The 11,564-nt window shown below is 72.9% G+C and carries 10 protein-coding genes; 6 read left to right on the top strand and 4 right to left on the bottom strand.

Annotated elements, in window-relative coordinates; all coding sequences use genetic code 11:
- The first annotated feature begins 71 nt into the window (after positions 1-71).
- Positions 72-1,400 (top strand): M14 family zinc carboxypeptidase, encoded by a 1,329-nt coding sequence (locus IE330_RS05450; RefSeq protein WP_190134706.1) that lies wholly within the window; start codon positions 72-74, stop codon positions 1,398-1,400.
- A 133-nt stretch (positions 1,401-1,533) separates the two neighbouring features.
- On the opposite strand, the gene IE330_RS05455 is transcribed toward IE330_RS05450, so the two are convergent.
- The gene (locus IE330_RS05455) at positions 1,534-2,058 is read right to left on the bottom strand and encodes an NUDIX domain-containing protein (RefSeq protein ID WP_229925399.1); all 525 of its coding nucleotides are present in this window, start codon (positions 2,056-2,058) and stop codon (positions 1,534-1,536) included.
- A 79-nt stretch (positions 2,059-2,137) separates the two neighbouring features.
- Between IE330_RS05455 and IE330_RS05460 the strand changes: the two genes are divergently transcribed.
- Entirely contained in the window at positions 2,138-2,608 is a 471-nt protein-coding gene (locus IE330_RS05460) for a hypothetical protein (RefSeq protein WP_190134708.1), read from the top strand.
- 147 nt (positions 2,609-2,755) lie between these two features.
- Here the strand turns inward: IE330_RS05460 and IE330_RS05465 are convergent, their stop codons facing one another.
- Positions 2,756-3,892: an ABC transporter substrate-binding protein gene (locus IE330_RS05465; RefSeq protein WP_190134709.1), complete on the bottom strand. Its 1,137-nt coding sequence runs from the start codon at positions 3,890-3,892 to the stop codon at positions 2,756-2,758.
- Positions 3,893-4,674: 782 nt separating this feature from the next.
- Between IE330_RS05465 and gdhA the strand changes: the two genes are divergently transcribed.
- Positions 4,675-6,015 carry an NADP-specific glutamate dehydrogenase gene (gene gdhA, locus IE330_RS05470; protein WP_229925417.1) on the top strand — a complete coding sequence of 447 codons (1,341 nt, stop codon included), beginning with the start codon at positions 4,675-4,677 and terminating at the stop codon, positions 6,013-6,015.
- A 307-nt stretch (positions 6,016-6,322) separates the two neighbouring features.
- On the opposite strand, the gene IE330_RS05475 is transcribed toward gdhA, so the two are convergent.
- Positions 6,323-7,447 carry an SMI1/KNR4 family protein gene (locus IE330_RS05475; protein WP_229925400.1) on the bottom strand — a complete coding sequence of 375 codons (1,125 nt, stop codon included), beginning with the start codon at positions 7,445-7,447 and terminating at the stop codon, positions 6,323-6,325.
- 158 nt (positions 7,448-7,605) lie between these two features.
- Between IE330_RS05475 and IE330_RS05480 the strand changes: the two genes are divergently transcribed.
- The 3 genes from IE330_RS05480 to IE330_RS05485 all read left to right on the top strand — a co-directional run bounded on the left by IE330_RS05480 (position 7,606) and on the right by IE330_RS05485 (position 10,007).
- A complete protein-coding gene (locus tag IE330_RS05480; RefSeq protein ID WP_190134711.1) occupies positions 7,606-7,782 on the top strand; it encodes a hypothetical protein in 177 nt (58 codons plus the stop codon).
- Between the two features lie 154 nt (positions 7,783-7,936).
- A complete protein-coding gene (locus IE330_RS39605) occupies positions 7,937-8,062 on the top strand; it encodes a hypothetical protein (RefSeq protein ID WP_268257266.1) in 126 nt (41 codons plus the stop codon).
- Positions 8,063-8,462: 400 nt separating this feature from the next.
- Positions 8,463-10,007 (top strand): flavin-containing monooxygenase, encoded by a 1,545-nt coding sequence (locus IE330_RS05485; protein ID WP_190134712.1) that lies wholly within the window; start codon positions 8,463-8,465, stop codon positions 10,005-10,007.
- Positions 10,008-10,048: 41 nt separating this feature from the next.
- On the opposite strand, the gene IE330_RS05490 is transcribed toward IE330_RS05485, so the two are convergent.
- Positions 10,049-11,188 carry an SDR family oxidoreductase gene (locus tag IE330_RS05490; protein WP_229925401.1) on the bottom strand — a complete coding sequence of 380 codons (1,140 nt, stop codon included), beginning with the start codon at positions 11,186-11,188 and terminating at the stop codon, positions 10,049-10,051.
- Positions 11,189-11,564: the final 376 nt, after the last annotated feature.

The following is an 11,564-nucleotide window of genomic DNA, read 5'->3' on the forward strand; positions in this document are numbered from 1 at the left end:
ACGTCTCAGAACCATCCTCCGGCGGAGTGTCACGGTCACGACCGCCTACCTGGCCGGCACTCAAGGCGCGGTTGCGTGGCCTGGCCGCCGCGAACCCCGCCGCATGCCGCATCACCACGGCGGGCGTCTCGCGCGGCGGTGAGCCGCTGCTCCTGCTCACCCTGGGTCATGGCCCGCTCCGTCTGCTGATCGTCGGCGGAGCGCACCCCAATGAGCCGGTCGGCCAGGCGACGGTCGTCGCGCTCGCCGAGCACGTACTGGCCCATCCCTCGGCACGCGAGGACGCCACCTGGTACGTGCTGCCCTCGAGCGACCCCGACGGGGCCCTCCTGAACGAGTCCTGGTACGCCCGCACATGGCCGCCCACGCTGGAGTCGTACCACCGCGGCTTCTACCGCCCGGCCGCCGAGGACCAGCCCGAGGCCGCCTTTCCCGCCGCGCGGGGCGGCCCGGTCGCGCTGCCCGAGACGCGGGCCCTGATGACGGTGGTCGACACCGTGCGCCCCGACGCCATGGTCTCGCTGCACAACGCGGACAGCGGCGGCAGCTTCTACGTGACCACGCGCGCCGAGGCGGCCCTGGTGTCCCTCCTGTCCGACTGTGCGGCGCGCCACGACCTGCCCGTGGCACGTCTGCCCGCCGACTGCGTCGACTGGCCCTCACCCGGCCCCGGGGTCTTCGTCCTGCCGCCACCTGCCCCACCGCGGACAGCCGCCACGGACCGTACTGAGGGCTCCGACGGCCCCGAGAACACAGCGGCCACCAAAGGCACAGCACGTACCGAGGACACGGCGGGCACCGAGCGCGCGGCGGGCACAGCAGGCGCTGAGGACACAGCGGGCACAGTAAATGCCGAGGGCATCGCCGAGTGGCGGCCCGCCGGGGCCACCAGCGTCCATTACGCCGCCCACCACGGCTGCCTCGGCCTCTACCCCGAGGTACCGATGTGGCGCACCGAGCCCGTCGAGCTGCCGACCGCCGAAGGGGTACGCCATCTGCTGGCCGCGGCGGGCTTCCTCACCGGGGTGGTGGAGCGCACCGCCGCTGTCACGGGCGCGACGCCCTTCCTCCCGGCCGTGCGGGACACGCTGAAGGGCATGCGGCTCGTGGCCCGCCTCGCCCGCTGGCAGCCTCCCCAGGCCGGCGACCAGGACCTGCACCTCCTCCTGCCCCTCCGAGCCGCCGGAATGCTGCTGCGCCACCTGAACACTCAGCTCGACGCCACAACCGCGCCCCCTCCGCACCTGCTGGCCGAACGGCTGCTGCTGCGCGAGCACTTCGACCGGTGGCTACGGAAGACCGAGACGATACTGCGGCCCCGCCCCCGACCCTTGTCACAGGTGGTGGGCTTCCAACTCGACACGATCCTCGGCACGGCCAGCCTGCTGAGCCCGGAATGAGCCGACGCGACCGCAGTGCGCGCACAGTCCTCATCGTGGGAGCGGGCGTGGCCGGCCTGAGAGCGGCCACCGCCTTGGAGCGCCCTGTACGCGGAGGCCGAGAGGCGCGCACCCCGGTGAGGCCCCGCCGGGCTCACCCGCCGAGGTCGGGAGCCCGTCCCGGGCCGGACGCCCCACAGGCGAGGTACCGACCGAAGACCTCCTGGCTGTCAGGGGTGAAGGTCCACTCCCGCAGGGCACGTTGCACCTCGGACTCGGTCAGCCACCCATGCCAGGCCACCTCATCCGGATCGGGGGCAGGGATCTCCGCAAGTACGGCATCGCACACCCCGAGCCAGTGCGGGCTGAGCCCGCTCCGGTTGAGGAACCTGAACCGAAGGCACACCGTCGCCGCCGTGCCCAGCTCCTCACCGAGCTCGCGGACAGCGGCCTCCTCGTACGACTCGCCGACTCCCGCAGCACCTCCGACCCCGAGTTCGTAGTGCCCCGGGAAACGGGACAAGTGCTCGGCGCGCCGATGGACGAGAAAGCGGCCCCCTCCATCCCGGCACACCACCGAAGCAACACGGTGCAGCCACCCCTCCCGAACGGCCCTCCACCGACTGACCACCCCCAGCACACGGTCCTGGGCGTCAACGCGTTCCACGAGTTCGTCCACGACGCACACGATCGCAGAAACCACGGCTCCCACCTGACGGTTTCGGTTCCTGGTTCCGTCCGTGCGATGATCTCCCGCCATGGGGAGAGACATGTGGGGAAAGGCGGTCGGCGCGCTGGTCCTGGCCGCGACCGTGGCGGCGGCGAGCGGCTGTGGCGGCTCGGGCGACGAGGACACCTCGAAGCCGACCGCGAAGGCGGAGAAGGCGCCGGGTGTGAAGGCGGCGGTCACCGCGTTCCAGGACGCGGTGACGGAGTTCGACGAGGACGGCGGCTGCGTCGAGAAGAAGCCGGGTACCTGCTGGCCGCAGATGAAGGCGCTGATGAAGCCCGCGCGTGACCTGCGGAAGGCGGCGAACGCCGACACGAAGAACGGGCCCAAGTTCTGGTCGAAGGCGTACGCGCTGATCAGCACGATGGAGAAGGGCTTCAAGGTGGGGGACGACCAGGGTGTCCCGGCCGGCGAGTCGATGACCTCGACGAACCGCGACGAAGTCTTCGGCTCTGCCCGCGAGCTTTCGGTCTGGCTGGACCAACACCCCACTTCGTAGCGCGAAGCCGGAACACCGACGTCCGCCGCACCGCCAACGCATGGCTCACGTCCCGTCCACGCACGAGTACGAGCCGAGGACGAGCCCGAGTACCAGCGCGAGCTTCGATACGAGTCCGCGTACGGGAAGAAGCCACAAAACACCAGCTCATCCCGTGTGCAGAACCCGAAACCGATCGGGTTGCGCGGGGTCCCGGTCGACGACGTGAACCGGCGCCCACGCCCACTGCCAGACGCTGATGTCCGGAACGCGGGTGAACCGGATGTGCCCGCGGGTGCCTTCGACTGCGACGCCCGGCCAGGACCCGGCCGTGCGCGCCCGGTCCACGCCGTGGGAACGGAACACCTCGGCGAGGACGGCGATCGTGTCGTAGCCCTCGAAGGCGACGAAGGAGGGCGCCTCGGCCAGCCGCTCGCGCAGGGCCGTCGCGACTCGGGTGCCGAGCGGGCCGAGGCGCTCGGGCAGGTAACGCAGGAACGGAACCCCGGCGCCGTCGTCACCCAGCGCCGTCGCCCACTCGGCGAACTCCGGCTGTCCGGCCGGAGCGCCGATCAGCACCTCGGCCAGGCGCTCGTCGGCGCGCACGGACTTGACGATCGGCACGGCCGGTTCGGGGTGGCCGACCAGCAGGAGCAGGGCCGTCGCACGGTTGTCGACGAGTTCGTCGCACAGAGCGGTGGGGCTGAGCGTCCGCATGTCGAGTTCGGTGACGGTGCCGCCGTACGGCGCGAGGTGGTCCCGCAGGACGCGGGCCCCGGACGCCCAGTAGACACTCGGCTGGGGCGCCACGGCGATGCGCCGGTGCCCCGCCCGCAGGAGGAAGTCCGCGTAGATCCGCCAGCCGTGGGACTGCGCGGGGGCGAGCCGCGCGACCCACTCCGTCGGCTGTTCGGTGAGCGCGTCCAGTACCGCCGACGAGCAGAGGTATGGCAGGCCGACGGCCTCGGCCCTGGCGGCAGCCGCCCGGGCGACGACGCTGTGGTACTCCCCCGCCAGCGCGGCCACCCCCAGGCGAGCCAACTCGTCCACGGCCGCCGCGGCCCTCCCCGGGTCGGCTGCGGTGTCGCGGACCACCAGTTCGAGCGGCCTGCCGCCGATACCACCGGCGTCGTTGACTTCCCGCACGCCCAGTTCGAGTCCGGCGAGCAGGTGTCGGCCCGCCTCGGTCCAGCCGGGCCGCGTCAGCGGGACGAGCACACCGATCAGCACGGACGGCCCGTCGGCCGACCCTCCCGTCGGCCCGTCGGTACGCTCCGCTCCCGGTCGTGAGGACGTCGTACTCATGCGCTCGCGCTCCCCTCACGACAGTGCGGCCGCAGCACGCCGGGCCCGCGAAGCGGCACGGCACGGGGGTGGACGTTCATCTCGCCTCGCCGTGGCGGGCGCACCGGGGTCACCATGCCGGACATTGCACCCACCACTTCACCGACAAGCAACCGAATATCCGATCGGCTGCCCACGATGCGGCTGCCCACTATGGACGGCGCGGGGCAGTCCCATCCCCACCCGCTCCTTGCCGTGCGCCCGTACGACCTACACGGCTGCCGACACCGTCACCCCACGGCTCCCGCCCCGGCAGGGCCGGACCCCCGCCCTGCGACCGCCTGCGGCGTGGGTTCGGCGGCCCCGGTCCCGGGCGGCACCCCCGCCTCCGGGCTGCGCGATCCGTCGTCGGTGGCGCATTGCGCCCAGCTCAACTTCGTCGGCCGGCGGCGAGCGTCACCCCTCGGGTGCCCTGCACCGCGTGACAAGCCGAACGACACTGCTGCGGCTGCCCTGTCCCCGCACTGCCGGCCTACCCGGGACCCCAGTGTCCTGCCGCTGCTCCCCGCCGTCGCCATCGTCGGCTGACCGGCCGCCGCGCTCGTGGGGCCGGACCGGCCGCCCCTTCCGCCGCACGACCCGCCGGGGGCGCCCCGGCACGGCCCTTGTACCGTCCGTACCACGTCCCTCTCCGGGGGTGCGCGGGGTACGTAGGCACATCGCACCACCCGGGTCCCGCACCGCCCCACCGAACAGGAAGCAACCAGATGACCGCGCTCCCCACCCAGCCCGTTCACCGGGACATGCCGGCCCTGCTCCGCCCCCTCCACGCGGAGGTCCTGCGGCGCAACCCGGGCGAACCCGAGTTCCACCAGGCACTCGGCGAGGTCCTGGAGTCCCTGGAACCGGTGCTCACCGCGCGCCCCGAACTCCTCGACGCACGTGTCCTGGAGCGGCTCGTGGAGCCCGAGCGGCAGTTGATCTTCCGGGTGCCGTGGCAGGACGACGCGGGCCGCGTCCACGTCAACCGGGGCTTCCGCATCGAGTTCAACAGCGCGCTCGGCCCCTACAAGGGCGGCCTGCGCTTCCACCCGACGGTCGGCCTCGGCACCGTGAAGTTCCTCGGCTTCGAGCAGATCTTCAAGAACGCCCTCACCGGCCTCAACATCGGCGGCGGCAAGGGCGGCAGCGACTTCGACCCGCACGGCCGCTCCGACGCCGAGGTCATGCGCTTCTGCCAGTCCTTCATGATCGAGCTGCACCGTCACCTGGGCGAGCACACCGACGTCCCCGCCGGCGACATCGGTGTCGGCGGCCGCGAGATCGGCTACCTCTTCGGCCAGTACCGGCGCATCACCAACCGCTGGGAGGCCGGCGTCCTCACCGGCAAGGGCATCGGCTGGGGCGGCTCCCTGGTCCGCGCCGAGGCCACCGGGTACGGCAACGTCCTCTTCGCCCTGGAGATGCTGCGGACCCGGGGTGAGGACCTGGACGGCCGCCAGGTCACCGTCTCCGGCTCCGGCAACGTCGCCCTCTACTCGATCGAGAAGGCGCAGGCCCTCGGCGCGCACGTGCTCACCGCCTCGGACTCCGGCGGCTACGTCGTCGACGAGAAGGGCATCGACCTCGCGCTCCTCAAGGAGATCAAGGAGCACGAGCGCGGTCGCGTCAGCGACTACGCCGAGCGTCGGGGGGCCTCGGCCCGGTACGTGGCGGGCGGCAGCGTCTGGGACGTCCCCACCGACGTCGCCCTCCCCTCGGCCACCCAGAACGAACTGGACGCCGACGCGGCGCGGACCCTGGTCCGCAACGGCGTCAAGGCCGTCTCCGAGGGCGCCAACATGCCCACCACCCCCGACGCCGTCCGCGTCCTGCGCGACGCGGACGTCCTCTTCGGCCCGGGCAAGGCCGCCAACGCGGGCGGCGTGGCGACCAGCGCCCTGGAGATGCGGCAGAACGCGGCCCGCGAGTCCTGGACCTTCGACCAGGTCGAGGCCCGCCTCGCGGGCATCATGCGCGATATCCACGAGACCGTCCGTGCGACCGCGGAGCGCTACGGAGCCCCCGGCGACTACGTCGTGGGCGCCAATATCGCCGGATTCGAACGCGTCGCCGACGCGATGCTCGCCCAAGGCGTCATCTGACCGACTCCGGCGACGGCGGCCCGGCCGGTACCGCGCGGCGGCGGTGATCGCCGCCGCGCGGGCGTTGGACAGCCTCACAGGGTGCCGACTCGCCCCGCCGCGGCCGCGCCGGAGGTCCTGCGCTGCGAAGGCGGCGGCTTCCGCCACCTTCGCAGCGCGGTACCGGCCCCCCGTGCAGCGCTCTCCGTATCGGCATCGGCGCTGACCTCTCATCCGCACGCGTCCGACTCACCGTCCGGGGCCGCCGGACCTCCGGGGGGTCACCGCCCGCCGCTGCGCCCGTACGGGCATTGCTCCTGTACGGGCATTACTCCGGCGGAGGCCAGGGTCCTGCGAGCAGCCGTTCGGCTTCCGTGACGATCGCTTGCTCGCGTGTCCCGTGCTGGGTTGCCTCCCAGTCGTTGTACGCGTCGACCTTGTCGACAAGCGGCTGGAGCGACTGGGGACGGCCCAGTGCGCTCCAGCCCTCGTACGTGATCACGTCACCACCGGCGCCGGGGGCCAGGCTTCCGTTCACGATCAGCCGGAGCCACCAGCGGACGAGTTCCCAGCGTGCCGCCTCCCAAGGGATGTCGGTGTCATCGCCCGGCAGGCTCTCGGGGAGAGCGAGTTCGGTCAGTACGTGGTCGAAGAGCGTCTCGGCGCGGTCGTGCTCGGTGCGTGACAGACCGGCGAGCAGCGGAAGCGAGTCCGTCTCGACGTCGAGGAGCAGCGCTGTAAGCCCTGCCTCGATCAGTTGGTGTGGGTGGTGCTGTCGGCCGATCAGGCGCTCCAGTGCCAGCATCCGGAGGTACTCGACAGCCTCCTGGGCGGTGACGGCGTAGGGGGTGTGTGGTGTGGGCGCGGTGACGTCGGTGCCGGCAGCGCCGTCGACGAAGTACGACCAGAAGCCGACGCTCGCACGGGCTGTGAGCCTGCTTGCCCGGCCGGTGAACTCGTGCCGTAGGTAGTCGGCGAGGTGGTTGCCGTAGATGATGATGTCGGTCTGGTGGACGGAGAGTACGGGGTGGCCGCTTTCGCCTGCGGTGCCCGGCAGGTAGCGGTGGCTGTAGACGGGGACCAGCTTCGGTGCGGTCGCCAACCGCGACCGTGCGACCTGGAGCGCATGGGAGGTTTCTGGGGGCCTCGGCGGCCAGGAAGGGTGCCAGAAGTTGTTGTGCTCGACGTCGAAGAGCACGCCCTCGATCGGTTGGGAGAGCCGTCCGGCCAGGTCCTGGGGGTCGCCGTTGCGCCAGTCCGGCCAGTGCCGTGATCCGTGCGGAAGCCCGGCGGCGAGAAAGACCCGGTGATCCGCCGAAAACGTGAAGCCGAACCGCGCCTCGACCGCATCGAGTTCCCGCTCGCCGAGACCCGGCCCGATCTCGGCCCGGAGCATGTCCTGAAGGTCCCTGGCGGCTTCCAGGGTCAGCGGCGGGGCTGACTGCGCGATCACCTCGGCAGCATAGTGACCGGTACGACCGCAGCCGTCATGAGGGCGTACGGATCCCCGAAGCTGGCGGGCGGTGACCGCCGCGGCGCCGTCGGCGGGCCCCGGCCGGCCCGCGTCCAGAACCCGCGTCCAGAACCCGTGTCCACGAGGAACGATCCAGGGTGCGCACGGCAACGAACGAGTACGACCAGCCCGCCAAGTACAAGAAGGACAGCACCTCCTCGAAGTACACCTACACCTACACCTTCATCAAGGCCGGACACGCACCCGGCGGCTTCAACTACCGCACGGTGCCCTTCCGCGCGATGACACCTTCTGGAGCGGGTCCACCCACCTGATGAAGGGCGGCTGCGTCTTCCACACCTACATCCCGGTGATGACGACGATGAGCGCCCTGCCGGACATCGCCCGCAACATCCGCAACGTCCGGGCCTGGCACGGCCCCCGCCCACCGTGCACCCGTGACCACCGGCGGAGAAAGGGCAAACGGACATGCTGGTTCCTGTTTCGCACCACCAGTACGTGCTGCTCGACACCGACGCCGAAGCCGCCTTCGAAGACATCGACGGCAGGCGGGCCGGCAGCGGCATGGTCAGCGTGAACCAAGCCGGCCCGTGACGCCGCTCGCGGCCACGCTCGAAGAAGACCAGCAGCAGTAGCCACACCGAGCTGCCGGGCGTGGCGGACCAGTGGCGCAGCACACTGCCGCTGATGGCCGGGAGAGCCCAGGCCCGGTCAGCCCTCAGGTCCTGCAGCATGACGGCGGCGCCGAACGTCCCTGCGGCCGTCGCGTTGCACGACCCGGGCGTCGGCCGGGCAGCCGACCTGCCGCCCTCCCCCGCACGCACCGACCCACCGCCTTCGCCGAGCGTGTCGCGTCCGGGCCGCCGCGTTCCGGAGGATCATCTGCGGCAGCAGCACACCCCGTGCGCAGGCCCCGGGGACGCCGGGCCTCCCGTGCCGCCGCCCCCACCGCCCGTACCACCACCGCAAGGTGCCGGAACGCCGGAGCTCTCCCATGGACGTACGCCTCCCCGCCGCGAACGGCCGACAGGAGGACGGCGGGGCACCGCCGTCGGAGCGGACACCACCTTGGGAGGAGCACACCGTCGTGGTCGTCGGCGCGGGCGTCTCCGGGCTCGGCGCCGCCATCCGCCTGCGGCAGGCGGGCATCCTCGACGTCGTCGTCCTCGAGCGGTCCGCGCACGTGGGCGGCACCTGGCACGACAACCGCTACCCGGGCGCCGCCTGCGACGTCCCCGGACACCTGTACGCCTACTCCTTCGCCCCCTTCCCGGCATGGCGCTCGTCCCTGCCCGCCGCCGACGAGATCCGCTCCTACCTGCGCCGCTGCGCGACCGACTGCGGCCTCGACGAACACCTGCGCCTGGGCAGCGAGGTCCAGGAGGCCCGCTGGCACGAGGCCGAGGCGCGGTGGTACGTCCGGACCGGAGAGCGGCGGTACCGCTGCCGCTTCCTCGTCACGGCCACCGGCCTGCTCAGCGAGCCGCACGTGCCCGCGCTGCCCGGCCTCGCCACGTTCCGGGGAGCGGCCTTCCACACCGCGCGCTGGGACGGCGCCTGCGACGTGGCCGGCAAGCGCGTGGCCCTGATCGGGACCGGCGCCTCGGCGGTGCAGTGCGTCCCGCACCTCGCCGAACGGGCCGCGGCCCTCGACGTGTACCAGCGGACGCCGCCCTGGGTGCTCCCCCGCCTCGAACGGCGTGTCCCCGCGGCCGAGTCGGCGCTGTACCGGCGCTCGCCGCGCCTGCGCCGCCTGGCCAGGGCCGTCGCCTACTGGACGCGCGAGAGCTGGCTGCTGTGCTTCACCGGCCCGCTGCACCGCGTCGTGAGCAGGGGCGTGACGGCCCTCGCACGCCTGCACCTGCGCTGCCGCGTGCCGGAGCGGGAGCTGCGGCGGCGCCTGCTCCCGTCCTTCCGCCTGGGCTGCAAGCGCGTCCTGCTGTCGAACGACTACTATCCCGCGCTGCGCCGCACCCACGTCAGCCTCGTCACCGACCCCGTCGCCGCCGTCACCGAGGACTCCGTCATCACCCGCGACGGGCGCGTCCGCCCCGCCGACGTCATCGTCTTCGCCACCGGGTACGCGGTCGGCAGACCGGCCCTGGCGCGGCGCGTCGTCGGCCGCGCGCAGCGGCGCCTAGCGGACGCCTGGAGCGAGGGGATGGAGGCCCACCACAACGTCATGGTGCCGGGCTTTCCCAACATGTTCGTGCTCCTCGGCCCGCACAGCGGGCTCGGCCACTCCTCCGTCACCCTGCTGCTGGAGGCCCAGCTCGACTACGTGCTGAGCTGTCTATCCCACCTGCGCGAGCACCGCCTCGCGGAGGTCGAGGTCCTGCCCGCGACCCAGCAGGCCTACAGCGCCGACCTGCGCCGCCGCATGCGCGACACCGTCTGGCAGTCCGGCGGCTGCCGGAGCTGGTACCAGGACCCTCGCGGGGGGCACGTCACCGCGCTCTGGCCGGGCTCCGTACGCCGCTACCGCACCCGGACCCGCACCTTCCGCGCCGAGGGACACCGCACCCGCGCGGAGCCGTGAGGCCGGGCCCGGCGGCGGGGCGGCCGCCGGGCCCGCGGGGGTCAGGCCGGGACGGCGACCTGCCCGGCCCCGCACGCGCGGGCCAGGTACGCGTCGTCGACGGGCTCGGGGTCCGGCAGGTCCCCCACGGCCGCCAGCAGGTTCGTACGGTCGTAGGTCCGGTGGAACGCGCTGAACCCGAGCACGCCCGCGGCCTGTTGCGCGACCAGGGCCTCCAGGGGCGTGGGCCGGTCCACCTCCGGTACGAGGTGGACGGCGATCCCCGGGTAGCGGGCGTGCAGTGCCCGGACGGCGGCGCGGGCCGTGGTGTTGTGCGGGTGAGTGACGTGCACCGTACGGACACCGTCCCACCCCGCGGTCCGGGCCGCCGCGCGCACCATGGCACGCGCGGCGTACTCGGCGGGCACGACATTGCCCTCCCCCTCGGGGTCCGCCGGGACGCGGATCCGCAGCGCCTCTCCGCGCAGCCCCGCTGCCGTCAGGTACCGGGTCAGGCCGTGACCGTGGCTGGCGCGGGCGCGCATGCCGTCGTCGACGATCCGCAACAGGACGTCCAGGGGCTGCCCGGGCAGGTGGCCGGGCACGGGCCGGTCGGTGGCGAGCAGGCTCGGCCGCAGGACGGTGACCCGGCGCCCGGTGCGCCCCGCCCAGGCGCGGACCAGGCGTTCGGCGGTGTACTTGCTCTCCTCGTACGACGTCTGGAAGCCGTACTCCTCACTCAGCTCGCTCTCCAGGACGTGGCCGGTGAGGCGGCGGCCGGCCACGTAGGCGGTGCTGACGTGCAGCACATGGGCGTCGGGCGCCTCGTCGGCGAGCTCCAGGACGTGCCGGGTGCCGAGCACGTTGGCGGCGTACAGCGGCACCGGGTCGCCCTCCAGCTTCAGCAGGGCCGCGCTGTGCCAGATCTCGGTCACGCCGTCGGTCGCCCGGGCGCGGTCCGCTGCCGACAGGCCGAGCCCCGGCAGGGTGATGTCCCCGCTGAGGAAGCGCAGGCGTTCGAAGGCAGCGGCCGGCAGGGGCGGGGTGTCCAGCCAGGTCACCGCGGCTTCGGTACGGGTTCGCAGGGCGCGTCCGCTGCCGCGGCCCAGGACGGTGATCGGTGCGTCGCCGCCCCTGGCGAGCAGTTCGCGCAGGACGCGGCTGCCGAGGAAGCCGGTGGCACCGGTGAACAGGATGGACAAGGCGTCTCCTTCACGCGGAGGGAACAGACAGGGCACGGACACGGGACGGACGGACAGCGCACGCGGAGGCGTCTGGCGCGACCGGCGGCCCGTCGGGCCGCGCCGCCGGTGCGGGGTGTCCGGACGCGTACCCGGGCCCGCCGCCGGTACGGATGTCCGACGGTCTGCCCGTGGAACGGCACCGGCGCGGCGTCGCGCCGTTCCCTGGGCGAGGGCCGGGCACCGTACCGGCCGTGGGAGCCCTCGGAGCGTTCCACGCTGGAGGGCGCGCTGTCCCGTCGGGGCGCCGTGCACGGCCGGTCCCCCACCTAACGAGTGATCCGGCGTCAACGAGCGCCCCGTTGCCGTTCCAGGTGAATCAGCCGTCGCGGAGAGT

This window comes from Streptomyces longispororuber (genome assembly GCF_014656095.1).
GTDB classification, from domain to species: Bacteria; Actinomycetota; Actinomycetes; order Streptomycetales; family Streptomycetaceae; genus Streptomyces; species Streptomyces longispororuber.